General features: G+C 58.8%; 22 protein-coding genes. 18 read left to right on the top strand and 4 right to left on the bottom strand.

Features of this window, described 5'->3' with window-relative positions:
* Positions 1-12: 12 nt before the first annotated feature.
* The 7 genes from BLW01_RS01720 (at position 13) to BLW01_RS01690 (ending at position 9,301) form a co-directional block, all read left to right on the top strand.
* Positions 13-1,539 (top strand): amidase, encoded by a 1,527-nt coding sequence (locus tag BLW01_RS01720; RefSeq protein WP_280513643.1) that lies wholly within the window; start codon positions 13-15, stop codon positions 1,537-1,539.
* Positions 1,540-1,573: 34 nt separating this feature from the next.
* The gene (locus BLW01_RS01715; protein ID WP_092567765.1) at positions 1,574-2,392 is read left to right on the top strand and encodes a methyltransferase domain-containing protein; all 819 of its coding nucleotides are present in this window, start codon (positions 1,574-1,576) and stop codon (positions 2,390-2,392) included.
* Entirely contained in the window at positions 2,389-3,399 is a 1,011-nt protein-coding gene (locus BLW01_RS01710) for a methyltransferase (protein WP_092567764.1), read from the top strand. The genes BLW01_RS01715 and BLW01_RS01710 overlap by 4 nt, the downstream gene beginning before the upstream one ends.
* A gap of 87 nt (positions 3,400-3,486) precedes the next feature.
* Positions 3,487-4,140 (top strand): cyclic nucleotide-binding domain-containing protein, encoded by a 654-nt coding sequence (locus tag BLW01_RS01705; protein ID WP_092567763.1) that lies wholly within the window; start codon positions 3,487-3,489, stop codon positions 4,138-4,140.
* A 123-nt stretch (positions 4,141-4,263) separates the two neighbouring features.
* Positions 4,264-6,456: a CHASE2 domain-containing protein gene (locus BLW01_RS01700; protein WP_217635473.1), complete on the top strand. Its 2,193-nt coding sequence runs from the start codon at positions 4,264-4,266 to the stop codon at positions 6,454-6,456.
* A 37-nt stretch (positions 6,457-6,493) separates the two neighbouring features.
* Positions 6,494-7,807, top strand: coding sequence for a tetratricopeptide repeat protein (locus BLW01_RS01695; RefSeq protein WP_175529735.1), 1,314 nt, complete (start codon positions 6,494-6,496; stop codon positions 7,805-7,807).
* Positions 7,808-7,813: 6 nt separating this feature from the next.
* On the top strand, positions 7,814-9,301 hold the full coding sequence (locus BLW01_RS01690; RefSeq protein WP_092567760.1) for a FecR family protein: 1,488 nt from the start codon (positions 7,814-7,816) through the stop codon (positions 9,299-9,301).
* Positions 9,302-9,304: 3 nt separating this feature from the next.
* Here BLW01_RS01690 and greB read toward each other — a convergent pair whose 3' ends face one another.
* A complete protein-coding gene (gene greB, locus BLW01_RS01685; protein WP_092567759.1) occupies positions 9,305-9,844 on the bottom strand; it encodes a transcription elongation factor GreB in 540 nt (179 codons plus the stop codon).
* 158 nt (positions 9,845-10,002) lie between these two features.
* On the opposite strand from greB, the gene BLW01_RS01680 reads away from it, so the two are divergent.
* The 6 genes from BLW01_RS01680 to cysN all read left to right on the top strand — a co-directional run bounded on the left by BLW01_RS01680 (position 10,003) and on the right by cysN (position 15,309).
* Positions 10,003-10,644, top strand: a complete 642-nt coding sequence (locus BLW01_RS01680; protein WP_092567758.1) for a tetratricopeptide repeat protein — start codon at positions 10,003-10,005, stop codon at positions 10,642-10,644.
* Between the two features lie 85 nt (positions 10,645-10,729).
* Positions 10,730-11,371 carry an NUDIX domain-containing protein gene (locus BLW01_RS01675; RefSeq protein ID WP_092567757.1) on the top strand — a complete coding sequence of 214 codons (642 nt, stop codon included), beginning with the start codon at positions 10,730-10,732 and terminating at the stop codon, positions 11,369-11,371.
* Positions 11,372-11,414: 43 nt separating this feature from the next.
* Positions 11,415-11,861, top strand: coding sequence for a DUF1249 domain-containing protein (locus BLW01_RS01670; RefSeq protein WP_092568073.1), 447 nt, complete (start codon positions 11,415-11,417; stop codon positions 11,859-11,861).
* Positions 11,861-12,598, top strand: a complete 738-nt coding sequence (locus BLW01_RS01665; RefSeq protein WP_092567756.1) for a metallophosphoesterase — start codon at positions 11,861-11,863, stop codon at positions 12,596-12,598. The genes BLW01_RS01670 and BLW01_RS01665 overlap by 1 nt, the downstream gene beginning before the upstream one ends.
* A gap of 218 nt (positions 12,599-12,816) precedes the next feature.
* Positions 12,817-13,734, top strand: a complete 918-nt coding sequence (gene cysD / locus BLW01_RS01660; RefSeq protein WP_092567755.1) for a sulfate adenylyltransferase subunit CysD — start codon at positions 12,817-12,819, stop codon at positions 13,732-13,734.
* A 132-nt stretch (positions 13,735-13,866) separates the two neighbouring features.
* Positions 13,867-15,309, top strand: a complete 1,443-nt coding sequence (gene cysN, locus BLW01_RS01655; protein ID WP_092567754.1) for a sulfate adenylyltransferase subunit CysN — start codon at positions 13,867-13,869, stop codon at positions 15,307-15,309.
* A gap of 69 nt (positions 15,310-15,378) precedes the next feature.
* Here cysN and BLW01_RS01650 read toward each other — a convergent pair whose 3' ends face one another.
* The 3 genes from BLW01_RS01650 to cmoA all read right to left on the bottom strand — a co-directional run bounded on the left by BLW01_RS01650 (position 15,379) and on the right by cmoA (position 17,830).
* Complete coding sequence (locus tag BLW01_RS01650) at positions 15,379-15,951, bottom strand: cytochrome b (RefSeq protein ID WP_092567753.1); 573 nt, start codon at positions 15,949-15,951, stop codon at positions 15,379-15,381.
* A 142-nt stretch (positions 15,952-16,093) separates the two neighbouring features.
* Positions 16,094-17,086 carry a tRNA 5-methoxyuridine(34)/uridine 5-oxyacetic acid(34) synthase CmoB gene (cmoB, locus tag BLW01_RS01645; protein ID WP_092567752.1) on the bottom strand — a complete coding sequence of 331 codons (993 nt, stop codon included), beginning with the start codon at positions 17,084-17,086 and terminating at the stop codon, positions 16,094-16,096.
* A complete protein-coding gene (gene cmoA, locus BLW01_RS01640; protein WP_092567751.1) occupies positions 17,087-17,830 on the bottom strand; it encodes a carboxy-S-adenosyl-L-methionine synthase CmoA in 744 nt (247 codons plus the stop codon).
* Positions 17,831-17,937: 107 nt separating this feature from the next.
* Between cmoA and pgi the strand changes: the two genes are divergently transcribed.
* Genes pgi through serB form a run of 5 tightly spaced genes read left to right on the top strand, consistent with a single transcriptional unit; the run spans position 17,938 to position 25,424 of the window.
* Positions 17,938-19,641, top strand: a complete 1,704-nt coding sequence (gene pgi, locus BLW01_RS01635; RefSeq protein WP_092567750.1) for a glucose-6-phosphate isomerase — start codon at positions 17,938-17,940, stop codon at positions 19,639-19,641.
* Positions 19,642-19,672: 31 nt separating this feature from the next.
* Positions 19,673-20,329 (top strand): YqiA/YcfP family alpha/beta fold hydrolase, encoded by a 657-nt coding sequence (locus tag BLW01_RS01630; protein WP_092567749.1) that lies wholly within the window; start codon positions 19,673-19,675, stop codon positions 20,327-20,329.
* Between the two features lie 19 nt (positions 20,330-20,348).
* Entirely contained in the window at positions 20,349-22,229 is a 1,881-nt protein-coding gene (parE, locus tag BLW01_RS01625; RefSeq protein WP_092567748.1) for a DNA topoisomerase IV subunit B, read from the top strand.
* A gap of 7 nt (positions 22,230-22,236) precedes the next feature.
* Positions 22,237-24,489: a DNA topoisomerase IV subunit A gene (gene parC / locus BLW01_RS01620; RefSeq protein ID WP_092567747.1), complete on the top strand. Its 2,253-nt coding sequence runs from the start codon at positions 22,237-22,239 to the stop codon at positions 24,487-24,489.
* Positions 24,486-25,424, top strand: coding sequence for a phosphoserine phosphatase SerB (serB, locus tag BLW01_RS01615; protein ID WP_308428082.1), 939 nt, complete (start codon positions 24,486-24,488; stop codon positions 25,422-25,424). The genes parC and serB overlap by 4 nt, the downstream gene beginning before the upstream one ends.
* Positions 25,425-25,533 lie beyond the last annotated feature (109 nt).

Below are 25,533 nucleotides of genomic sequence, written 5' to 3'. Positions count from 1 at the left end.
CCTGACAACCGAATGGCATTGACCATGGACGATGAGGAATATCGCCGTCATGACGGCCTGGGATTGGCGGATCTGATACGTCACGGTGAGGTGAGTCGCGAGGAGGTATTCGAGGCGGCCTGCCGTCAGATCGATACGTATAATCCGGCGTTGGGCGCCGTGGTCAGGACACGCTACCCGCGCACCAGGTCAGAAATGGCGGCTGCAACGACCGATGCGACATTCTGTGGTGTTCCGTTTCTGACCAAGGACCTGCTGATGGCGTTGGCCGGCGAGCCGTTGAGTTTCGGTAGCGCCGCCCTGGAGGATTGGCGTCCTGAATGTGATTCCTCGCTGGTACAGCGGTGCCGCCAGGCCGGGCTGGTGATTCTGGGACAGACCGCGACGCCGGAACTGGGGCTGATGGGCATCACCGAGCCCAAGGCTTTTCCGCACCCGCGTAATCCCTGGGATACATCGCGCTCCCCCGGCGGTTCCAGTGGCGGAGCGGCCACCGCCGTGGCGTCCGGCATGGTGCCCCTGGCCGGTGCGGGAGATGGAGGCGGTTCGATTCGCATCCCGGCCAGCCATTGCGGGTTGTTCGGGCTCAAGCCATCACGGGCACGCGTACCGCTGGGCCCCCTGCATGCGGAAGTGTGGGAGGGGGCGGTGGTCGAACATGCCTTGACGCGCAGTGTGCGTGACAGTGCGGCCTTGCTCGATGCGATCAACGGCATGGATGAAGGTGGGCCTTTACCGATACGTCACGAAGGCGGTTACCTGGCCGCTCTGGAGCGTCCACTGCCTGCGTTGCGGATTGGCGTATCCTTGGGCGAGTCACTTGGCTCCCCATTCGGCACGCAATTGGATGACGAGGTCTCAACGGCCCTGGAACGGACCGCCCGGCACTGTGAATCGCTGGGCCATCACGTCGAGTGGGCGGAACCCGTCCTGGACGGCCGGGCCATCGCCGAGAGTTATCTGTCGTTATATCTCGGGCATCTGGCGGCTGATCTGGCCTGGATCGCCAAAGAGACTGGTGTGCCGGTTTCGCGGCTGGCGATCGAGCCGTCGACCCGTGCTATCGGCCGCCTGGGACGGCACCTCAAGGCCAGCGACTATGTGCTGGCGAAGCGTTACTGGAATACCCTGGGACGGACCATGGGGGCCTTTCATCGTCAGTACGATGTGCTGTTGATGCCGGTCACGGCGTCACCCGCCCCGCTCAGAGGCGCACTGTATCCGTCATCGTCCGATGAGCGTTTGATGTCGCTATTGGCGCTGCCGGGGCTATCCCGGTTGGCACTCAAGCTCGGCGCTCTGGGGCAATTGGCCCGTGATGCGCTGCGCGAGACGCCGTTTACCCAACTGGCCAACCTGACAGGGCAGCCGGCCATGTCGATGCCTGTCCATGTGACACCTGATGGTTTGCCGGTCGGCGTGCAGGCGTTGGGCGCGGTAGGCGATGAAAAACAACTCCTGCAATTGGCGGCCCAGATAGAGGCCGATGTCGGTTGGCAGCGCTATCTACCGGTTAGCAAGCCTGTGCGGTCAGGGTAAAATAGGTGGCTCTGCCAAGCCTTCCGGAGTTCCGATGGTTTCCCGCTCGACTTCCGCTGCTGTCCTGTCACCCGATGGTGATCGCCACTTCGATGACCTCGTGGATAAGTTTGCCGACAGCCTCTACGGGAGAACCCGCGGGGCATTGCGGTTGGCAATGCTGGACCACTTGTTGCCGCGCATGCTGTCACTTGATTCTCAGCCAGTGTTGGAGGTGGGAGCCGGTCTGGGACAGATGGCGACATGGTTCGCCGATCGAGGGCATGATGTCACTGTCACGGAGCCTGCCGGGGCAATGTTGTCGCGTGCCCGCCAACACTCGGAAGGTAAGGCAACTGATTACGTTCAGGCTTCTCTGCAATGCTTGCCTGCATTGACCCCGGGGCCCTGGTCATTGATCGTCTGCCATGCCGTGCTGGAGTGGCTGGCCGAGCCACGTACGGCGCTATCGACGCTGAATGAGTTGCTGGCCCCGGGCGGTCAAGTGTCATTGATGGTATTCAATAGAGATGCATTGCGGTTCTCCAATGTGCTCAAGGGGAATTGGGACAAGGTGCAACAGGATGATCTGGCCGGCAAAGGGCGCGGGCGGCGACTGACACCGATCTCCCCGTTGACGCATGCGCAGATTACACGCTGGTCCGCCGAGGAGGGGTTGACGGTCGAGTCGGTCGCGGGGATTCGGGTATTTTCCGATTATTGTGGCGTATCCTCAGGGTCTCCTGATACCTACGATCGACTGTTGGCTCTCGAACAGCAGTACTGTCAGTGCGAACCGCATTGGCGGCTGGGTCGCTACCTGCTCTATACCTTGCGCAAGCCGCGCGAGATCAACGACGAGGGAACCGCATGAAGGCTCAGACGTCCGTCTGCCAGCTGCTCGACCGCCAATCAATGGACTACCGGGGGTGGTGGTGGGTGGCTCCACCACAGGATGAGTGGCTGTTGGCGACTGGTGGTGGCGTGCTGACCGGCGATCAGGGCGTGCTGGACACTTGGCGCGCCAGCGGCGGGTCAGCCAGTTCGGCGCTGTCCACCGAACCGCTCGGGGAGATTCCCGGGGTCGTACTGTTCTGGCCCAAGAGCCATGCCCTGGGCGAATGGTGGTTGCTGGCGTTGTGCGAGCGGCTACCGGTCGGTACGCCGCTGCAGGTGGTGGGCGAGAACCAGGGCGGAGTCAAACGAGTGCTCAAGGTCCTGGCGGCACTGGGACTGGGATGTCGCAAGCGCGATAGCGCGCGGCGTTGTTCACTGTTCGAGACCCGTCTGGACCGGGTCTCCGTGGCGGCCGATGCTGCCTGGCAAACCTTCGAGGCTGAGCATCTGACACTGGCCAGCCATCCGGGCGTTTTCGGTCATGGCAAGCTCGATGATGGCACGCGGCTGTTGTTGTCCACGCTGGACGCCTACCTTCCCGACGCCACGAGATCGGTGCTCGACTTGGGCTGCGGCGATGGCGTGATAGGTGCCTGGCTGGCGAGTCGGGGGGCCGACGTGACACTGGTCGATATCAACCTGTTTGCCGTCGAAGCGGCCAGGCGAACCCTGGCGATCAATGACCTGCAAGGGGAGGCGCTGCCCAGTGATGTCTATTCGGCACTGGAAGATCGTCGTTTTGACATGATCGTCACGAACCCGCCCTTTCATCAGGAGAGAAGGATCGATTACGGTCACACTGCAAGACTGATACAAGAGGCTCCTTCCCATCTAGCCTCGGGTGGTCAACTGCTCATGGTCGCCAATGCCTTTCTTCCCTATCCCGATCTGCTGGAATCGACATTCGGCAAGTTCGAGATAGTCGCGGACGATCGCCGTTATCGGGTGTATCGAGTCGTGCTATCCGAGCGTGATGCGATGTAACGATCGGATAACACGCGGAATATGCTAGGGTAGCGGGAGTTTCATCAGGATAATCAACCAAGACCGATCGGGTCATCGAGGCAGGGAATGCATGAATTCGTGAGCCAGTCATTGTTCCTGGATTCCGGGATGGTGAGCCTCTCATATGCCATCATGCTGGTGGCGTATCTGGTGCGGGACATCCTGATCTTGCGGATTCTATTGATCGTAGCCTCGATGGCCATGCTTTTATATGGCGCCAGTATCGACAACCTGGCCATGCTGGTCTGGAATTCGTTATTCGTCGCCGTCAACGGTGTCCAGGTAGCCATACTCTTGCATGAACGGCGCATGCTGGAATTGCCCGACGAACTCGATCGAATCCACCGTGCCGTCTTCTGGTTCATGACGGCACGCGAATTTCGTCAGCTCTGGCAGCGAGGGCAACGTGAAACTCGGTACAGCGGCCGTATTCTTCGTCAGGGTGAGGTACCCGATCGCATCTACCTCGTGCTTGACGGAGAAGTGCGTGTCGAGCGTGATGGTCATACCGTCGCTTGCCTGGGCCCCATGTATCTGGTCGGCGAAATGAGCTACATCAATCACGCCAGTGCCAATGCCGATGTAGTCATCGATGACCATGCGGAACTCATGATCTGGACCCATGAGGATCTGCACCGCCTGGAGCGAAAGCGTCCTCACCTCATACAGAAATTCAATGTCATCGTCGGACAGGACCTGGTTCGCAAGATCGGTGCATGATCAGATCTGCACTGAAATCGTGGCATATTCCTGAGATCCTGTTTGTCGATGACAATGACACATGTTGAAGCAGGGAAATGAAGGATTATGCCGAAAAGGCCATCGCCGCGCCTGGCGGTGAGCGTGGCTGGACTTGCTCTGACGCTCCTGGCGGTACTGGTGCAAACCGGGCATTTGCCCGGTGTATCAGGGCTTTATCAGCGACTTGAGTCGCTCGCCTATGACCTTCGACTGGCCGGTCAGGTTGCCGGTGACTCCCCAGTCGATGAACGTATTGCGATCGTGGATATCGATGAAGCGTCGCTGGATCGGGAGGGACAATGGCCCTGGCCACGCCAGCGTTTGGCGACCCTCGTCGAACGAATGCGTGACGCAGGCGCTGCCGTTGTCGCCTTCGACATCATGTGGCCCGAACCGGAGCGAAATAGCGTCTCTCAGCTTGCCGAGTCGTTACCCGAAGATGAGGCAGCCTCCTTCGAGGAGGAGTTTGCCGATCTGGCAAAGCGTATCGATGGTGACGAAGCGTTGGCCGAGGCTCTCGAAGCCAGTGAGTCGGTGCTGGGTTTCACGCTTCACGATGCGGACAACAGTAGTGGCCAATTGCCACCACCGCTGAAAACCGATCTTGCCGATCCCTCTCGTTTGGAAATTCCCGAGAGAACCTCTTACACCAGTAACATTCCTGTCTTGCAGGAGGCTGGTGAACATGGTGGCTTTTTTTCGTTGCAACCCGATCGGGATGGAGTGATTCGTCGGGTGCCACTGGTGGCCCGTCATGACGGCTCTCTTTATCCCTCCCTTTCCCTGGAGACCCTGCGCCTGTACACCCTGGCCGATAAATTGGGCCTGGAAACGGAAAGAGCAGGCGACCAGCAGGTGCTGGAAGCGATAGATGTGGGCGGCACCCGAATTGCCACCGATGCCGAGGGCAACATGCTCGTTCCCTTCCGTGGTCCCAGGGGAAGTTTTCCCTATGTTTCCGCTGCGGATGTTCTGGACGGACGGGAGGATGCGTTATCAACCCTTGAAGGCGCTATCGTGCTGGTAGGTACGACGGCCCAGGGACTGTACGATCTGCGTAGCACCCCGGTAGGTGGCGTTTTTCCAGGAGTGGAGATCCATGCCAACCTGCTGTCGGCGATGCTGGATGAGCGTCAACTGGTCAGCCCGGACTGGGGGCGCGGTGCCGAAATTGCTACGACATTGGCCCTGGGCATTCTACTGGCGTTGTTGTTGCCGGCACTATCTCCCATATGGCAGGGCGCCATGGTGTTCCTGGCTATCCTGGGGGCCGGCTTCGGCAATCTATGGGTCTGGTACACGGCCGGCATCGTGCTGGACCTGGCCGCGTCGTTGCTCGTCATTGTGATGGTGGCAGCGCTCAACCTGGCCTACGGTTTTCTGTTCGAATCACGCCACAAACAACGTATCAAGCGAATGTTCGGCCAGTATGTGCCTCCGGCGCTCGTTGATGAAATGAGCGCCAATCCCGACCGCTACGGTTTTCAGGGGGAAGCGCGCGAACTCAGTGTGCTGTTCAGCGATATCCGCGGGTTCACGGCGTTGTCTGAGCAGTTGAGCGCGACGGAGCTCAAGGACCTGCTCAACCGGTTTTTCACCCCCATGACACGGATCATTTTCGAGACCCGTGGCACTGTCGACAAATACGTAGGCGACATGATCATGGCGTTCTGGGGAGCGCCGCTGTCGGACAAGCATCATGCGGAGCAATCAATCGAAGCCGCTCTGACCATGCTGGATGAAGCGGCTCGTCTACGTGACACCTTTCGCCGCGAAGGGTTACCACCGATCGAGATCGGGGTGGGAATCAACAGTGGTGTCATGAACGTGGGAGATATGGGGTCGGACTATCGGCGCGCTTATACGGTGCTGGGTGATGCTGTCAATCTGGCATCGCGTCTGGAGGGCGTCACCCGATTCTATGAGGTGGGAATCGTGATAGGAGAGCGCACCCGGGAGTTGGCCGGTGAGTCTTTCATCTTTCGCGAACTCGATCTATTGCGTGTCAAAGGGAAGTCTCGGGCAGTACGTATCTATCAACCCGTCTGTCGTCGTGACGAACTCACCGTGACGGAGCGCCAGACTCTCGACGACTACCATCGTGCGTTGCAGGATTTCCGCGCCCAACATTGGCATCAGGCTGACCGGGGTTTTGCACGACTTCAGGAACAAGATAAGCACGATGATCGACCGCCGACACGGTTGTATGCGCTCTATCGTGAGCGCATCGCGATGCTGCAGGAGCAGACACTGCCTGCGAATTGGGATGGAGTGTATGTGCAGGAAAACAAGTGATGGGATACCTCCTTGCCGCGGTTCTGTCGAACGGCGGATGTGGATATTACTGGCTGTGGTCTTGATGACGTCAGTGGTGGAACCCGTGCCCGCCGATGATGACGAAGACGCTCGTGCCGCGGCCGAGGAGATCGAACAACGCCAACGTCAATACGATCCACGTCACGCTCATGAGTGGGGCAACCGTCGATTGGCTGCCTATGGCGGAAACCCGGACTTCGATTATGCGTTGGCAATGGCGGCACTTGCCGCCGATCGTCCTTCTCACGCTCAGGCAGCACTGACTCGGGTACTGGATGTCGATCCATCCCATGATCGTGCTCGGTTGGAACTGGCGCGTGCCTATTTCCAACTAGGCGAATATGACAGTGCCCGAGCGCAGTTCCAGCGGGTACTGAACGATGATCCCCCCAGTCGGGTGCGTGACAATATCGAGCGTTTTCTGACAGCGATAGCGTCGCGTCAACGCGAACAGGAAGCCCACGTCGAAGGCTATGTGGGAATCCAGACGGGCCACGACGACAACCTGAACAGTGCGACCGGCGATGAATTCTTTTTGCCGGTGCTGCCCGAGATTCCTTTGGCCGTCGAGGATATCGACGATGAATTTCTGACACTGGAAGGTGGCGCGTCTTATCGTCGTCCCGTGACGCAACATAGCGGTTTCTTTGCGGGTGTCGACCTAAACGACCGCCGTTACCACCATCATGACGAGTACGATCAGCGCCAGGTCCGGCTGCGGGCTGGTGGTCGGTTCGATACAGAGTGGGGGCGTATACGTCTGCCGCTGGAATGGCGTCAACTGCAACTCGGGGGAGACAGTTACCGCCGCTATAGCGGTTTCGGCGCTGAGCTCTCCCACGAGTGGCAGCCTGGCCGCAAGCTGCATCTGTTTGGGCGAGTAGGCGCCATCGACTATCCCGATCTGGCCAGCCGGGATGTTAACAGTGCGTCACTGGGTGGAGGGATAGAGCAGTGGCTACCCGGTCCTGGACTTCGGTTGTCGGCTGGGGTGTACGCCGGTACCGAAGAGCCCCGTGGCGATGGGGCCGATCATTATGGTCGCGATTATCAGGGAGTCAGGTTGGGGGCGGACTGGCGTGCCACGGACTCGCACACCTTCTCGGCCCAGGTGGTTCATCAGCGAGCCAGTCATGATGATGAGGAGCCCCTGTTTGCCGACTCTCGCCGTGACCGCCTGACGCAAGCCTCGCTCGATTGGTGGTGGCAGCTCGACGATGGGTGGCGATTGGGCTCGGGAGTCAGCCACCTGGTCAATGAGTCCTCGATCGCCCTCTATGATTATGACCGTACTCGGGTGCAGGCTCGAGTACGTTATGTATGGGAGTGAGACACCATGTTCCAGATGAGCGCTCCGCCTGACCGAGGGGCTTCAGCCGGCCTGATCTTCTGCTTACTGTTGGGGGTGTCGTTACCGGCTGTGGCCGATGAGCCGGCGGGAGTCGTGCTCAGTGCTCGTGGTGACGTCGAGGCCCGTATGGCGGGTGAGGCCAGGACATTGTCCCGGCGTTCCGAGGTATTCCCTGAAGAGCGTGTGGTGACGGGGGAATCGTCGCGAGGGCAGATCCGTTTCGAGGATGGCGAACTGGTCGAACTGGACGCCGATAGCGAACTTCGTATCGATGAGTTCGTCGAGCCCGACGCGAATGATGAAGAGGGCGAAGGTCATAGCACCAAGTCGCTTCTCAAAGGGGGCATGCGTGCCATCAGCGGGGCCATCGATGGCGAAGAGACATATGCCGTGGACACTCCGTCGGCCACCATTGGCATCCGTGGTACCACGTATCGACTATTCGTCGAGGATGATGGGACGCTCCACGCTGCTGTTCAGGAGGGGCGGATCAGTGTGGAGAACGAGGGGGGAGAGTTGGTCATCGGTGATGACGAAAGCTATCGCGTTGCTTATGTCACCGACCGTTCGACACCACCGGAGGGGCGGATATCGATGCCCGAACCATTCGGCCGCAGCTCGGTCAGCGCTGATGACGATGTCTCACGAGGCATGGCCGGAGACGACGGCGAGTCAGATGAGATCATGCGCTATCTCGATGAATCAATGCAGAACGACGAGGAGTATCGCGAAGGCTTTGACCCAGACCTCGAACCCGAGCCGGAAGAACCCGAGCCGGAAGCCCCCGACTTGATAGACACCCAAAGCGATGTCTATCTGTCTCGCGGTGGAAACTGGATTGGTGCAGCCGATGTTGAATATTACGACGATGATACGGCCAGGATCATCTATGACGTGGATGGAGAGGATGCCACCCTGGTCGATGATGATGGGGCGTATCAGTCCGCCGACAATCTCGAAGTGAGTTGGGGCGCCTGGAATGAACCGCTGGAGACTCGCGAGGATGGTAGTGAGCGTGAACTCGATGATCCAGTGATATGGATGGCTTATCAACCGGCAGATGACAGTTTGATTGAAGAGCGGTATGTGACACCGGAACAAGGAGCAATGTTCAATAATCTGGCGGGTTTCGTGGGCCAAACGGCTAGCGGGTCATTGATCGACGAAACAACGGGTCAATCAATTTCAGTTAACATCTATGGGGGACTGAATGAAGCCAACTTTGATGCCACCATTGCGCTTGATTATGGATCAGAACAATGGGATGCCATGTTCAATGGTGAGTTTACCGAGAATGAATTGCTCGGTGATCTGGTCGAAGGTACGTATGATGATGGGGAAGAAATCGACATCGATAGCGGTGAACTACTCATGCACCTGGTCGGCGAAGACGCCGAAGGACTCGCCGGACGGTTTGGACTGGAGGCCGGTGATGCCGAGACCCGGGGCGTCTTCCTGCTGGAAGGTGAGTGAGAGTCAGGCGTTAGGGTCGCGATAACGAATATCGGTAATGATATAGGTCATTTCGCCGCCCGGCGCCGCTACCGTGGCTTCATCATCGAGTCCCTTGCCGAGCAGGGCCTTGGCCAAGGGGGCATCGACACTGATCCAGTGTTTGTCGGTATTGGTCTCGTCATGACCGACGATACGAATATGCAGCTCGTCGCCATTGTCGTCTTCCAGCGTGACGAATGCTCCGAAGTAGACCCGGTCGGTATCGGCAGGTAGCCGGTCGATGACCTGAACTTCATCGAGTCGTTTGGTGAGGTAGCGGATCCGTCCCAGTACTCGATGAAGCTCCTTCTTGTTATAGGTGTAATCGGCATTCTCGCTACGGTCGCCTTGGGCCGCAGCTTCGCCTACCTTCGTGGATAACCGAGGGCGCTCTACACGGGTGAGGTGATCGAGAATACCCCGCAGCCGTTCGGCCCCCTCGGCTGTGATCAGGTTGCTCTTGGGTTCCTGGCGTGGATCCTTGGCGGGATCCCGCCAGCGCGTCATGTTACGCCCTTTCATCGCTTTCTCTGTCACTTCGCTATGCTATGGTGCGAACCTTACGCAAGCACTGGCATCCAGCCAACCCCCTTCTCGTAGGGTGGTGGCTGTTTCAAACGTTCGTTACAGTGTCATGATGGTGACATCACTCACTCATGAGCACGCACAAGGAGAAAGACATGCGATATTGTCGGCTACTGGGCACCGCACTTCTGGTCATGGCCCTGGTGGCACCGGGGCTCGCCGTTGCCGATGAAGAAGCAGTGGATGCATTACGCGAACGCTGGGAAACCATCACGACCGAGGTGCCGGAGAGCGAGCAAGAACAGGCGTACGCCGAACTGGTAGATCAAGCCACCCGATGGGTTGATGACAACCCCGAAGAGGCGGACGCGCGTCTCTGGCGAGGGATCAGCCTGGCATCCCAGGCGCGAGCCAAGGGAGGCACCGGCGCACTGGGTCTGGCCAAGGAAGCCCGCGAGGACCTCGAAAAGGCCGTAGAACTCGACCCCGACGGCGGTAATGGTTCGGCCTATGTCACGTTGGGCGCGCTTTACCACCGTGTCCCTGGCTGGCCGCTCGGTTTCGGGGACAGTGACACGGCAGAGGCATTATTCCAAAGTGCCCGGGAGATTCGTCCCGATGGCGTTGATGTCAATTACTACTATGCTGTCTTCCTTGAAGACGAAGGACGAGATGATGACGCTCGTGAGTATGCTCGCCGCGCTGTTGAAGGGGACGTGCGTGAGTCCCGGCAGGCATCGGACGAGGCGTTACGCGACAAGGCGTGGGAGCTGGCCGAACGCTTGTCGAACCGATAGTCGTCTACGTCGCCTGTCGTATCGTGATTGGCAGGTCCGGTCACGGTCAGGATAATGGGACTTTCTCCAGCGAAAAGGAAACGTCATGGACGAGTCTTGGAAGACCGCAGATTCTCTCGCTGTGCCACGTTTCGGCCCTGCCGATGTCGAGCGCCGCGATGACGAATGCCTCTATCAAGGCTTCTTCCGCATGGAACGTCGCCATCTACGCCATCGGCTGTTCAATGGCGGTTGGAGTGATGAGGTCGTTCGCGAGGTGCACATTCGGCATGATGCGGTGGGGGTGTTGCTCTACGATGTGGAGCGTGATGCCGTGGTGTTGGTCGAGCAGATTCGGGCCGGCGCCCTGGACGATCCGGAAAGTCCCTGGAAACTGGAAGTCGTGGCAGGGTTGATCGAAAACGGGGATGACCCTGCCGATGTGGCTCGCCGGGAAGCCATGGAAGAAGCTGGCTGCGACGTGGGTGAGTTGTACGAACTCTACACCTACTATCCGAGTCCCGGGGCTTGCAATGAGCGTGTCAGACTATACTGTGGTCTGGTCGACACCCTGGGGGTGGGAGGTGTTCATGGCCTGGATGAGGAGAATGAAGACATTCAGGTTCATATCGTTCCATACCCGCAGTTGAACCGATTAGTCGAGGCAGGCCGGCTCGACAATGCCATGACCTTGATTGCGTACCAGTGGCTGGCAAGAGAGAGGGCATCGCTGAGAGCTGCCCGTTGACCGCTTGTGCAACGACAGCAATAGTGCCAAGAGTGAGGATGTCGTGACGAAAGCCGCGTATGTCACAGACCTGAAGACGCTGCAGGGCGAATGCGCCGCAAATTACCTGCGCCTGGTCCGCCTGCTTGGCGACCTGGGGGCAGGGAACGTGCGGGAAGTGGCCTTGGCGAGTCACGACAGGCGACTGGGTACGTTATGTCTCGAAATGCTTGAGCAAGCCCCCTATACATCGATCGTTCGAGTCTCCCAGTCGGGTGTGTTGGATGATTTTGTCGAACCGCCACGAATGCGGGTACACCTCTATCATGATGTACGCATGGCCGAAGTGACCGACTTTCAACGTAAACGGCATTTCGATGGACGTTACCGTTATCCGAATGCCCACATGCATCAACCCGATGAAAAACTCCAGCTCAATCGATTTCTGGGGGAATGGCTTCAACACGGCCTGGCACATGGTCATTCGCTGGATCTTCCGGAGTTACGTTGATGCGCTTGATTCAGGTGACTGACAGCCACCTGTGTGCCGATCCCGAAGCACGGGGACGTATCGGCATGCCGTTGCCGCAATTCCTTGATGTGATGAATCAGGTGAAGCGCTTCCGCCCCGATGTACTGCTGGTGACCGGCGATGTTGGCCATGACGAGTCACCGGCCGCCTATCAGCATGCGCTTGACACCTTCTCTTCACTGGAATGTCCCTGGTTCTGGATTCCCGGTAATCATGACCATCAGCCACTCATGGCCGAGTATCACGAGATCCATGAGGACGTTGATCTGGATGGCTGGCGTATGCTTGCGCTGAATACGCAGGTTCCCGGCCAACCGCATGGGCAGCTCGGTGAATCGCAGTTGAGATCGCTGGCCAGCCGCCTCGAAGACGACGCACGACCGACCCTGCTGGTGATGCACCATCAACCGCTTGAGGTCGGGTCGGCCTGGATCGACAGCGTCGCGCTCGAAGACCGTGAGGCACTATGGCAGGTGCTGGCTGCCTATCCTCAGGTACAGGCGATTTTCTGTGGCCATATTCACCAGGCTTTCGCCAGTCAGCGTCATCTCGAAGAGGGGGTTATTGCCGTCTATGGCTGTCCTGCCACGTCGGATCAGTTTCTGCCCGGTTCCGATGAGTTTGCCCTCGACACCGCCTCCCGTCCGGGGTTCCGGGTGATCGACCTGTATGACACCGGTCTGGATACCTGGGTGGAACGTGTCGATCAGTCGTAGTGCTATGCTTTTTTGAACTAAAAGGATAGTTCTTGATTCTTTGACGTTATCATTGATGGGTAAGTACCCTATTGGGCATGTCACATTGGTAGACCTGAAGCAGTAACGTCTTTCTCATACTGGCTACTGCAGTCCTACCGCAAACGAAAAGGCGTACCGCATCCGGGAGTGATGCTGGATGATCGTTTTCACTGATTCCTGAACTTTCTGGATATTCGATGACTGAGTTAACCCCCGAACGACAGACGCACCTGAAACAGCTCGAGGCCGAGTCGATCCATATCATCCGTGAGGTGGCGGCGGAGTTCGCCAAGCCGGTGATGCTGTATTCCATCGGTAAGGACTCCTCGGTGATGCTGCATCTGGCGCGCAAGGCGTTCTATCCCGGTACGCCGCCGTTTCCGCTGATGCATATCAACACGACCTGGAAATTCCGCGAGATGATCGAATTCCGTGACCGGATGGCCAAGGAAGCCGGCATGGAGTTGATCGAGCATATTAACGAGGAAGGTCGTCAGGCGGGGATCAATCCCTTCGATCACGGCAGTGCCAAATATACCGACATCATGAAGACACAGGCGTTGAAGCAGGCGCTGGATAAGTACGGTTTCGATGCTGCATTCGGTGGCGCTCGGCGCGATGAGGAGGCATCGCGGGCCAAGGAGCGGGTCTACTCCTTCCGTGACAAGTATCACCGCTGGGATCCCAAGAATCAGCGCCCGGAGTTGTGGAATATCTACAACGCCAAGGTCAACAAAGGGGAATCGATTCGCGTATTCCCGCTATCCAACTGGACCGAGTTGGATATCTGGCAGTACATCTATCTGGAATCGATTCCTATCGTCCCGCTTTACTATGCCGCACCGCGTCCGGTGGTCGAGCGTGATGGCATCGACATCATGGTCGATGATGACCGCCTGCCGCTGGAACCTGGCGAGCAGCCGGAAGAAAAATGGGTCCGCTTCCGTACACTAGGCTGTTACCCGCTGACTGGTGCGGTGGAATCCAAGGCCACTACACTGCCCGAGATCATCCAGGAAATGCTGCTGACCAAAACGTCGGAGCGTAGCGGCCGTGCCATCGACCACGATCAGGCAGGCAGCATGGAGAAGAAGAAGCGCGAGGGGTATTTCTAGCGTTTGTTTCTCCGATTGCGATCGTAGTCGCTCCTGCATGACACCAGGTGAGGTATCCGAGGCGTGCAGGAGCGGTTTCAACCGCGATGGATTGGGCTGGTTTCACTAGAGTTTACTATTTCAGGGTCACTCATGTCTCACTCTTCTCCCTTGATCGCCGACGACATCGAAAGCTACCTCAAGGAGCACGAACGCAAGGATCTGCTGCGCTTCATCACCTGCGGCAGCGTCGACGACGGCAAGTCCACCCTGATCGGGCGGTTGCTGCACGATTCCAAGATGATCTACGAAGATCAACTGGCAGCGATCGAGCAGGCCTCGAAGACCAGCGGTACGACCGGCGATGCCGTGGACCTGGCATTGCTGGTGGATGGCCTGCAATCCGAGCGGGAGCAGGGCATCACCATCGATGTCGCGTATCGGTTTTTCTCCACCGACAAGCGCAAGTTCATCATTGCCGATACCCCGGGTCACGAGCAGTACACCCGCAACATGGCCACGGGTGCCTCGACTGCGAGCCTGGCGGTGATCCTGATCGATGCGCGCTACGGCGTGCAGACCCAGACCAAACGGCACAGTTTCATTGCTGATCTGCTGGGCATCCAGCATCTGGTGATCGCGGTCAACAAGATGGACCTGGTCGACTACTCCGAGGCCCGGTTCGACGAGATCGTCGCCGAGTACCGGGCGTTTGCCGAGAAGCTCAGTGCCCGCGACATTCGGTTCGTGCCGATCTCGGCGCTGGAAGGCGATAACGTCGTCAATCGCAGCGAGCGTACGCCCTGGTACCAGACCGAGGGCAAGGACGGTCAACCACTGCTGGAGCTGCTGGAAACGGTCGAGGTTACCCATGACCAGAATCTGGCTGATTTGCGCCTGCCGGTACAGTACGTCAACCGGCCCAACCTCGATTTCCGAGGCTACAGCGGTACGCTGGCCGCCGGTATTCTGCGTCCCGGTCAATCGGTCAAGGCCTTGCCCTCAGGCAAGACGAGTTATGTCGAGCGTATCGTGACCTTCGATGGCGACCTGGAGTGTGCCTATCCCGGCCAGGCCATCAGCGTGACGCTCGAGGATGAAATCGACATTTCCCGTGGCGACTGGTTGGTGGCGGCCAATGATGAGGTGCCGCTTTCCAATGCTTTCGAGGCGGATATCGTCTGGATGCACGATACCGCCATGGAAACCGGCAAGCTCTATGATCTGAAGCTGGCGACCCGCGATCTGTCGGGCACGATCCAGTCAATCGACTACCAGATCGACGTCAATACGCTGGAGCACAAGTATGCCGATCACCTGGAACTCAACGCCATCGGCCGCTGCCGGGTGGAGTTGACGAGCCAGGTACCGGTCGATGACTACCGGCGTAGCCCGGGAACGGGGAGTTTCATCGCCATCGATCGGCTGACCAATGTGACGGTGGGTGCCGGCATGATTCGTCGTGTCGCCGAGAGCGGCGGTAGCCTGGAGCCACAGGTCGACTGGCAGGCCTTCGAACTCGAGTTGAATGCACTCATTCGCAAGCATTTCCCGCATTGGGAAGCCAAGGACATACGCGATATCTTCAAGGACTGACCGTATCTTATCAGTGCGTGACTCCACGACAACGCCCCGTTGAGAGAGCACTCAACGGGGCGTTGTCGTTTACCAGGGGCGCATGCGCTGGATCACGCCGTCACGTCGAATCAGGGCGTGGTATAGGGCGGCGATGATATGAATGACGATCAGCACCAATAACGCCCAGCCGACACGCTCATGCCACTCGAAGAGCGTTTCCGATAGCGCTTTGTCCACGCCGATGATGCCGGGCAGGTTGGTACCGAAAAATTGCACCGGAAAATCGCCGGAGGCAGTAGCCAGCCAGCCCAGTACCGGCATGGTCAGTAGCAGTAGATACATCAAGCCATGAACGATTTCACTGGCGATGCGCATGGGCACTGGCAGAGGCACAGCGTAATGAGGCTTGCCCAGGATCAGTCGTGCCAGAAGACGAACGATCATCAGGCCCAGGATCAGTACACCGAAAGATTTGTGGAACAGGTATAGGGCATTGGTGGCGTTGAGGCCGAAGCGTTGCTCCAGGCCTTCGAACCCCAGATAGCCAATGGTCAGCCCCATACTCAATGAACCGAGTACCAGCAGGGCGATTACCCAGTGCAACAGTCGCTGGATGGGACGATATCGGGTGTAGGTCAGGAAAATCGGTCTGTCGGGCATGGCGTTTCCAGTCTCACCGGGCAAGGGTGGCCGTGTTGTTCATGTTGCCAATCGCGTGACAGTGGTTGTCAGGATTCAATGACGCTGTGCGTTCATTGTCAGTACATTAGTGGTTGGCGACGTAGGGGGCAACCATTTGCGATCAACGTGGCTTCTCGGCAATTAGTATGGCACGCCTCGGGGCGGGATAACCTTCACGCGTGAGAGAATGATCATCGGGGTCGAGAAAGTCTGCCAGTGACTGGAACTGCATCCAATCGGTCGCTCGTTGCTCGTCGGTTGTCGTGTCGGTTTCGTCGACGACGCGGACTCGTTCGAATCCGCAACGCTGCAGCCAGTGTGACAGCGCCTGTGAAGAAGGCAGGAAGTACACGTTGCCCATGGCAGCATAGCGTTCTCCCGGCATGAATACCGTCTTATCGTCGCCTTGAACGACCAGTGTCTCCAGCACCAGTTCGCCCCCGGGGCGTAGTGCGTCGCGCAGTTGTTTCAGGTGATCCAGGGGAGAAGGGCGATGATACAGTACGCCCATCGAGCAAACGGTATCGAAGGCTTCCAGGCGTTCCGGTACGTCCTCGATGCCGGCCGGCAAGAAGTGAGTACGTCCTGCATCGGCATTCCCGACGAAATGCCGTATTGCCTGAAACTGGTAATAGAAGCGTGGTGATGGATCGAGCACGAGGACGAAATCCGCGCCGGCCCCCGCCATTCGCCAGCCGTGATAACCATTGCCGCCACCGACATCGAGCACTCGTCGACCCCTCAAGGGCGACAGTTGAGGTGCCAGCCGTTGCCATTTCCAGTCGGAGCGCCATTCGGTATCGATCGTGATATCACCCAGCCGATAGGGCCCTTTCCGCCAGGGCATGAGCTTTTTCAGAAGATTTTCGCAGCGTTGGCGATTCGCCTCATCGAGGGCCACGTCGACTGTCACGATATCCTGATCGAGGCGGACATGACGATCCGAGGGGAGATCAGGCAGCTTGGCGACGGCTTTCTCCCACGCAGGAAGATCACCGAAACGCTTGCGGTCCAGTCCGGCGGCAAGCTGTTGTGGCAGCAAAGCCAGCCAGGGATCCAGTTCCTGGTCGACAAAGGCGTGATATAGGGCTCGGTGCGGGTCGGTCGACAACACTCAGGCGTCCTTGAAAGCGATGATCGATGCGAAGTTCAGATATTGAAACCAGGTCAGGCTACGGGAAAAACCGGCATGTGACAGTCGCGCATGGTGGGCATTCAGGGTATCCGGAATCAGGACGTTTTCCAGTGCCGTTCGTTTCTGGCTGATTTCCAGTTCGCTATAGCCGTTGGCGCGTTTGAAATCATGATAACGTTCGACGAGCCAGGCATTGTCCTGCTCGTCCGATGCCACGACCTTTTCCGACAAGATCAGGATACCGCCGGGCTCCAGCGCCTCGAACAGTGCCGTGATGACATCATCGCGCTCCTCTGGCGGGAGGAACTGTAACGTGAAATTGAGCACGATCATGCCGGAGTCACGGTAATCAAGGCGGCGAATATCGCCTTCCATGACCTGCATGTCATGCTCCGGGCATTCCTCAGCAAGCGTGTGCGTGGCTTGCTTGACCATGGCTGGCGACAGGTCGACAGCGGTCAGGCGGAACGCATCGGGAGGAAGCCGACCTGCCAATGCCAGTCCGACGGCACCGAGAGAGCAGCCGAGATCATAGACATGCGCGCCATGGCGCAGATGGCGGGCGGCAATTTCCCCCAGCATGCCGAGAATCTGTCCGTAGCCGGGCACAGAGCGTCGGATCATGTCAGGAAAGCACGACACCACCTGTTCGTCGAAAGAGAAACGCGCCATTCGATCGAGGGGTGTCGAAAAGATCGCGTCACGGTAAGATGCATCACTCATGGTGTCATGCTCGACCACTTTGCAGATGAAATGCCGTTATTTTACCTGTTGAACCGAAGTGCTGCACGGATCGCCGGGAGAGGCGCCCGGCCCATCAAGGAGAGTCTATGAGTGGCGATGGCCGTCCCGACCGACGTTCCTCCTGGCAGGCGCTTGCGTCGCATGCCGAATCGATGCGCTCGGTGCATCTGCGTGACCTGTTCGACGATACGGGCGATCGGTTCGCTCACTTCAGTCGCCACACGGCAGGGTTGACGCTCGACCTATCCAAACAGCGCTGGCAACCGGAAACGCTGTCGCTATTGCTTGATCTGGCGCGAGACGCTGATGTCCCGGGAGCCATCGGACGCTTACTGAACGGTGAGCGAGTCAATCTCAGCGAAGGACGACCGGCGCTGCATACCGCCTTGCGCTTGCCGGAACAGGCGTCGCTGTTGGTGGAGGGTGAGGATGTGGTGCCTGCTGTCCATCGCTCGCTGGCGAGGATGGAGGCGATGGTCGATAAGTTGCATGCCGGCCAGTGGCGCGGGGCGACCGGTCATGCCATTCAGGATGTGGTCAACCTGGGCGTCGGGGGGTCGGACCTCGGGCCGTTGATGGTGACACAGGCATTGGCCGACTATCGTCCTCCCGAGGCGGAGCGAATTCGTGTTCACTTCGCCTCGACCATGGATGGCTCCCAGTTGGCAGATTATCTCGCCCGCTTCCAGCCGGAGACGACGCTCTTCGTCCTTTCCTCGAAGTCGTTCACCACGATCGACACCCTGACCAATGCGCGCACGGCGCGTGACTGGCTGTTTTCGCGGCTGGTCGGCAATGGCGATGGGGTCAAGCGTGATCTGATCATGCGCCAGCATTTCATCGGTGTATCGGCGAGCCCCGACAAGATGAATGAGTGGGGGATCGATCCGACCAATCAACTCGAATTCTGGGAGTGGGTCGGTGGCCGCTACTCATTGTGGGGGGCGATAGGATTGCCCATTGCCTTGATTACGGGCATGGCGAATTTCCGCTCGCTGTTGGCGGGGGCGCACGCCATGGATTGCCACTTCCGTGAAGCCCCGCTGGCTGACAACCTGCCAGTGCTGCTGGCGTTGGCAGGGATCTGGAACGTCAATTTCCTCGATATCCGGGCTCACTCGATTCTTCCTTATGATGGGCGGCTGGCCTATTTCTCCAGTTATCTCGAGCAGCTCGAGATGGAATCCAACGGCAAGTCGGTCACGCATGACGGCGATGTGGTGAACTACTCGACCTGTCCGGTATTGTGGGGGCAGGTCGGGCCCAATGCCCAGCATGCGTTCTACCAGCTTCTGCACCAGGGAACCCAGGCGGTCGCCTGCGACTTCATCGCACCGCTGAAACGCTATGACGATGTCACCGATCCTGCGACACGCGAACACCTGATTGACCAACATCGGTTGACGCTCGCCAACTGCTTTGCGCAGTCACGAGTCCTGATGCTGGGCGACGATGCGATCGATGACCGGGTCGAACGGCCCAGCTACAAGCGTTACCGTGGCAATCAACCCTCGACGACAGTCTTGCTCGATCGGTTGACACCCGAGACGCTGGGCGCACTTATTGCCCTTTATGAACACAAGGTGTTCGTGCAGGCGACGATCTGGGATATCAATCCATTCGATCAGTGGGGGGTGGAATTGGGCAAGCAGATCGCCGGTGATACCGAGCGTGTGTTGGTCTCCGGCCAAGGCGTCGAGTCCATGGATGACTCCAGTCGGGGGCTGATTCAGGCGCTTTGGGCTGCAGAATCATCGGTGCCGGCCGATGAACCAAAAAAGGAAACGTGATGGGGCTGGCTGTTTATACAGGGTGTGCGTTATGCTGAGTCCGGCCAGGGAATCACGGCAGCCATCCGCGAGCGGTGTGCTCTATCTTCATGGCTTCAACAGTGGCGCAGAATCGCCCAAGGCGCGGTTGATACGGGCGGCCTGTCGATATCTGGAGGCCGGTGAGATTTCCTGTGCGGCGCCGCAATTGTCGCATCGACCCGAAGACGCCATGGCCATCGCCGAGCAACACCTGGCGATGCTGGGTCCCGATCCGCTGGTCGTGGGAAGTTCCATGGGGGGCTTTCTGGCAACGTGCCTTGCCGAACGACACGCATTGCCGGCGGTGTTGATCAATCCCGTGGTGCGTCCGGCGAGGCTCGTCGAGGCATGGCTGGGAGAGCGTTTCGTCAATGAATACACTGGCGAGGCATTCACGATCGATAGCGGTCACCGGGATGCTCTGGCCGCATTGACACCGACGCATGTCACGCCGTCGCGATATTTGTTGCTGCTGGGTACCGCGGATGACACGCTCGATAGTCGTGAGGCGTTCATCGCCTATCATGGCTGTCGTACCCTGATCGTGCCCCAGGGAGATCACGGCTTCAGTGACCTGGCTGACCACCTGCCGGCGGTGCTGGCTCATGGCGGGCATCGTCTGGAGTGCGACGGGTCGTCTCTCGCGTCCTCGGACGTCCAACAATAGCCATCAGTATGGATGAGGCATGACGCAATATAGTGCTAGTTCCATCGAAGTCCTCTCGGGACTCGAACCGGTGCGCAAGCGCCCCGGTATGTATACCGACACTTCCCGCCCCAATCATCTGGCACAGGAAGTCATCGATAACAGCGTCGACGAGGCGCTGGTGGGTTACGCCGATGACATCATCGTGCGATTGCTCGACGACGGAGGTATCGAGGTCAGCGATAATGGGCGCGGCATGCCGATTGATGTCCACCCGGAGCATGGTGTCACCGGCATCGAGCTGATCATGACCAAACTGCATGCGGGCGGAAAGTTTTCCCAGTCCAGTTATCGCTTTGCCGGTGGGCTGCATGGGGTCGGGGTCTCGGTGGTCAATGCATTATCCAACCGTCTGGAAATCGAAGTGTGTCGTGACGGTAATCGCCATGCCATGGCGTTCGAGCACGGCGAGAAGGTCGCTGACCTGAGCGTAATCGGAAGTTGCTCCAAGCGAACAACCGGCACGCTGGTTCGTTTCTGGCCGGATGCCAGCTACTTCGACAGCGCCAAACTCTCGTTGCCGCGCTTGACGCACCTGCTGAGAGCCAAGGCGGTTCTCTGCCCGGGACTCAAGGTGACCCTGGTCGAGCCCGGTGGGGACAAGAGTATCTGGCAGTATGAAGACGGGTTGCGTGATTACCTGTCGGAAGCGACCGATGGTTATGAGGTGTTGCCGTCGACACCGTTCATCGGTCACTTCGCCGATGATGAGCAGGGGGTCGATTGGGCGATTCAGTGGTTACCCGAAGGAGGGGAGCCGCTTACCGAGAGTTATGTGAACCTGATTCCCACGCCGCTCGGGGGAACGCATGTGAATGGCCTGCGTTCGGGGCTGCTCGATGCGTTGCGAGAATTCTGTGATTACCGAGGCTTGCTGCCGCGGGGCGTCAAACTGACCGCCGACGACCTTTGGGAACGGGTGGCATATGTACTGTCGGTGAAGTTGCTTGATCCCCAGTTCGCCGGCCAGACCAAGGAGCGGTTGTCGTCGCGTACGGTCGCGGCATTCGTGTCCGGCGTGGTCAAGGACGCGTTTTCGCTGTGGCTGAATCATCATGTCGACGAAGCGGAACAACTGGCGGAACTGGTGATCAATGCGGCTCAACGACGCCAGAAGAGTGCGAAGAAGGTAGCTCGCAAGAAGATCACGTCCGGACCGGCACTGCCGGGCAAATTGGCCGACTGTGCAGGGCAGGATCCGGCCGCGAGTGAACTGTTCCTGGTCGAAGGCGATAGTGCCGGTGGTAGCGCCAAGCAGGCCCGTGACCGGGAAACGCAGGCGATCCTGCCGTTGCGTGGCAAGATCCTCAATACCTGGGAAGTCGACCACCACGACATCTATAGCTCTCAGGAAGTTCACGATATCGCGGTGGCGATCGGCATGGACCCGGGCAGCGACGATCTGTCCAAGCTGCGCTACCACAAGATCTGCATTCTCGCCGATGCCGATTCCGACGGCCTTCACATTGCCACGTTATTGTGCGCGCTTTTCGTACGCCACTTCTCGGTGCTGGTTGAAGCAGGCCATGTCTTCGTCGCCATGCCACCGCTGTATCGCATCGACCTTGGCAAGGAAGTCTTCTATGCGCTGGACGAGAGCGAGAAGGAGGCCATCCTCAAGCGGCTCGAGGGCAAACGGGGAACACCGAACGTTCAGCGGTTCAAGGGGCTGGGCGAAATGAGTCCTCTGCAACTTCGTGAAACCACCATGGCGGCGGATACACGCCGTCTGGTCCAGCTAACCCGCGAAGAGAACGACGGCACACTGGAAATGATGGACATGTTGCTGGCCAGAAAGCGCGCTGCGGATCGTAAGGGCTGGCTGGAAGATTACGGCAACCTGGCCGATATAGAGGTTTAACCCCCATATGACCATGGATATCCAGGTGGCGGAGGGCGATGTCGAACGCCTGTCGCTACGTGAGTACACCGAAAAGGCGTACCTCGATTACTCGATGTACGTGATCCTCGACCGTGCCTTGCCGCATATCGGCGATGGCATGAAGCCTGTGCAGCGACGCATCGTCTATGCCATGCGTGAGTTGTCGCTGACGGCCAATGCCAAGTACAAGAAGTCGGCGCGTACCGTCGGTGACGTGTTGGGTAAGTTTCACCCGCACGGTGACAGTGCCTGTTACGAAGCCATGGTACTGATGGCGCAGCCTTTCAGCTATCGCTACCCGTTGGTGGATGGCCAGGGCAATTGGGGAAGCCCGGATGATCCCAAGTCGTTTGCCGCCATGCGTTACACGGAAGCAAGGCTGTCGAAGTTCTCGGAGGTTCTGCTTTCCGAGCTCGGCCAGGGCACCGTCGACTGGACGCCCAATTTCGATGGCACCATGAACGAACCGGTCGTGCTGCCGGCACGACTGCCTCATGTACTGCTCAATGGGGGAACGGGTATTGCGGTGGGCATGGCGACCGACATTCCTCCGCATAATGTCAAGGAGGTCGTCGAAGCCACCTGCTATTTGCTGCGTCACCCGGAAGCGTCCGTCGCCGATCTTTCCCAGTGCATGCCGGGACCGGATTTTCCCTCCGAGGCTGAGATCATCACGCCCCAGGCTGAATTGCGGAAGATCTATGAGAGTGGCCGGGGGTCGGTCAAGGTGCGTGCTCATTATGAGCGTGAAGATAGCAAGATCGTGATTACCGCCTTGCCCTATCAGGTCAGCGGGGCGAGGGTGCTCGAGCAGATTGCGGCGCAGATGCAGGCCAAGAAACTGCCGATGGTCGAGGACCTGCGCGATGAATCGACCCATGAAACACCGACACGCCTGGTGATCGAGCCTCGTTCCAATCGTGTCGATGTGGAATCGCTGATGGCGCACTTGTTCGCAACGACGGATCTCGAGAAGAACATTCGCGTCAACCTCAATGTCATTGGCCTGGATGGCCGGCCCCGGGTCATGCCTTTGACGGAAATGCTGGGTGAGTGGTTGCGTTTTCGTCGGGCGACGGTGCGGCGTCGTCTGGAATACCGTCTGGGCAAGGTCGAAGACCGCCTACATATCCTTGAAGGGTTGCTGATCGCTTATCTGAATATCGACGAGGTGATCCGGATCATTCGCGAAGAGGATGAGCCCAAACCGGCATTGATGAACACCTTCGGTCTCAGTGACCGGCAGGCCGAGGCGATTCTCGAATTGCGCTTGCGCCATCTGGCCAAGCTGGAGGAGTTCAAGCTTCGCAGCGAGCAGGACGAACTCCAGGAGGAGCGCCAGCGGCTCAAGGAACTGCTCGGCAACGATGAGGCGCTGACCGATCTGATCGAGGAGGAGTTGCGTGCTGCGGGAGAGGAGTACGGCGATGCCCGCCGAGCGCCGCTGGTCGAGCGCGGCGAGGCCAGGGCGCTCTCCGAGGTCGAGCTGATCGGCGCCGACCCGATCACCGTGGTGCTTTCTGAAAAAGGGTGGATCCGGGCGGCCAAGGGCCACGATATCGATCCGGCCGGATTGTCGTTCAAGGCTGGAGACCGCTTCCATCTGGCGGCCCGGGGCAAGACCAATCAGCCGCTCGTACTGCTCGACGACAACGGTCGCGCTTACACCCTCACGGCGCATAACCTTCCCAGCGCCCGGAGTCAGGGCGAGCCAGTGACGGGGCGCGTCAATGCGCCCACCGGTTCGCACTTCATGGGGCTCATGCTGGCGCCACCGGCGTCTCGCTTCCTTCTGGCCTCGGATGGCGGATATGGATTCATCGCGACGCTGGAATCGCTGACCGGCAAGAACAAGGCAGGGAAGGCGGCTCTGACAGTGCCGAAAGGCTGTAATGTCTTACCACCTCAGCCAATATCCGACGATGAGGGGAATCGCGTTGCCGTCGTCTCCAACGAAGGGCGTTTGCTGGTGTTTGCGCTGGATTCGTTACCGGAAATGGCCAAGGGCAAGGGGAACAAGATGATCGATATCCCCGGTACGAGAGCCGCGCGCCGTGAAGAGTTCGTGCGCGATCTGATCGTGTTGTCCGAAGAGGCGTCGCTCGTGGTGCATGCCGGGAAGCGCAAACTGACGCTCAAGCCCGCTGATCTCGCTTATTACTCGGGTGAACGTGGTCGTCGTGGCAGCAAGCTGCCGCGAGGATTCCAGAAGGTTGATAGCTTGGAGGGGGTAACGTGACGCAACAGCGCTTGATCCTGAATCTCATGGCGCCGCAGTTATCCGACTCGGTACTGCATGATGTGCAGGCCTTTATCGCGCGGCATGGCTTGCAGGTACAGGCACAGCGATATCTGTCAGCGCCCGTGCCCGCCGAGGAAGCATTGCCGACGAAGGGGATCTGTCGGGAGTATGAACTCCAGGGCAAGCCGGGCGATCTCCAGGTACTGCGTCGAGAGGCGTTGACGCTGGCCGCTGAGCGGGGCGTGGATATCGCTGTTCGCGATGTCTCCCAGGGACGAGGAGATTATCGTCTGGTTTGCTTCGATATGGATTCGACTCTGATCAAGGCCGAGGTCATCGATGAACTGGCACGTTGCCATGGTGTATACGACCAGGTCGCCGCCGTCACGGAGCGGGCCATGCAGGGTGAACTCGATTTTCAGCAGAGTTTCCGCGCACGTATGGCGACGCTGCGCGGCCTGGATGAGTCGGTATTGATCGATATTGCCGATAACCTGCCCTTGATGGAGGGTGTAGAACGCCTGATGCGCAATCTCAAGCGGCTGGGATACCGTACGGCCATCGTGTCCGGGGGATTCACGTACTTTGCTCGTCATCTTCAGTCACGGCTCGGTTTCGACGACATCCATGCCAATGAGTTGGTGATCGACGATGGCCGAGTCACGGGCGGTGTACAGGAGCCGATCGTCGATGCCGAACGCAAGGCCGAGCTGTTGTGCGCCATCGCTGAGCGAGAGGGGTTGACCCTGGATCAGGTCGTAGCGGTCGGAGATGGCGCCAATGATCTCAAGATGCTGGCATCCTCCGGCATGGGTGTGGCATTTCATGCCAAGCCACTGGTCAGAGAACAGGCAAGCTATTCGATCGCGACGCTGGGGTTGGATGCGTTGCTATATCTGCTGGGCCATGGTGATGATGACCTCACGCCATGAGCCGCTGATGCCGAAAACCGGATACGCTCATTCACGGCCTGACGTTCAAGTCGACGAGGATATGGCCGATAACCTGCATGGGACACCGTTGCCCTCTATTGTCGATACG

The sequence above is a fragment of the Aidingimonas halophila genome (assembly GCF_900106955.1).
Classification (GTDB): domain Bacteria; phylum Pseudomonadota; class Gammaproteobacteria; order Pseudomonadales; family Halomonadaceae; genus Aidingimonas; species Aidingimonas halophila.
Note: the sequence above shows the minus strand (reverse complement) of the source record. Positions and strands in the feature narration are given on the sequence as shown.

What these genes read in the sequence shown, in the direction of transcription:
- BLW01_RS01690 (WP_092567760.1), top strand. Translation starts at nt 7,814, where the DNA reads ATGTTCCAGATGAGCGCTCCGCCTGACCGAGGGGCTTCAGCCGGCCTG.
- parC (WP_092567747.1), top strand. Translation starts at nt 22,237, where the DNA reads ATGACCATGGATATCCAGGTGGCGGAGGGCGATGTCGAACGCCTGTCG.
- greB (WP_092567759.1), bottom strand. Translation starts at nt 9,844, where the DNA reads ATGAAAGGGCGTAACATGACGCGCTGGCGGGATCCCGCCAAGGATCCA.
- BLW01_RS01720 (WP_280513643.1), top strand. Translation starts at nt 13, where the DNA reads ATGGCATTGACCATGGACGATGAGGAATATCGCCGTCATGACGGCCTG.
- cysD (WP_092567755.1), top strand. Translation starts at nt 12,817, where the DNA reads ATGACTGAGTTAACCCCCGAACGACAGACGCACCTGAAACAGCTCGAG.
- pgi (WP_092567750.1), top strand. Translation starts at nt 17,938, where the DNA reads ATGAGTGGCGATGGCCGTCCCGACCGACGTTCCTCCTGGCAGGCGCTT.
- BLW01_RS01680 (WP_092567758.1), top strand. Translation starts at nt 10,003, where the DNA reads ATGCGATATTGTCGGCTACTGGGCACCGCACTTCTGGTCATGGCCCTG.
- BLW01_RS01695 (WP_175529735.1), top strand. Translation starts at nt 6,494, where the DNA reads ATGTGGATATTACTGGCTGTGGTCTTGATGACGTCAGTGGTGGAACCC.
- BLW01_RS01710 (WP_092567764.1), top strand. Translation starts at nt 2,389, where the DNA reads ATGAAGGCTCAGACGTCCGTCTGCCAGCTGCTCGACCGCCAATCAATG.
- BLW01_RS01650 (WP_092567753.1), bottom strand. Translation starts at nt 15,951, where the DNA reads ATGCCCGACAGACCGATTTTCCTGACCTACACCCGATATCGTCCCATC.
- BLW01_RS01715 (WP_092567765.1), top strand. Translation starts at nt 1,574, where the DNA reads ATGGTTTCCCGCTCGACTTCCGCTGCTGTCCTGTCACCCGATGGTGAT.
- BLW01_RS01630 (WP_092567749.1), top strand. Translation starts at nt 19,673, where the DNA reads ATGCTGAGTCCGGCCAGGGAATCACGGCAGCCATCCGCGAGCGGTGTG.
- cysN (WP_092567754.1), top strand. Translation starts at nt 13,867, where the DNA reads ATGTCTCACTCTTCTCCCTTGATCGCCGACGACATCGAAAGCTACCTC.
- BLW01_RS01665 (WP_092567756.1), top strand. Translation starts at nt 11,861, where the DNA reads ATGCGCTTGATTCAGGTGACTGACAGCCACCTGTGTGCCGATCCCGAA.
- BLW01_RS01675 (WP_092567757.1), top strand. Translation starts at nt 10,730, where the DNA reads ATGGACGAGTCTTGGAAGACCGCAGATTCTCTCGCTGTGCCACGTTTC.
- cmoA (WP_092567751.1), bottom strand. Translation starts at nt 17,830, where the DNA reads ATGAGTGATGCATCTTACCGTGACGCGATCTTTTCGACACCCCTCGAT.
- parE (WP_092567748.1), top strand. Translation starts at nt 20,349, where the DNA reads ATGACGCAATATAGTGCTAGTTCCATCGAAGTCCTCTCGGGACTCGAA.
- BLW01_RS01705 (WP_092567763.1), top strand. Translation starts at nt 3,487, where the DNA reads ATGCATGAATTCGTGAGCCAGTCATTGTTCCTGGATTCCGGGATGGTG.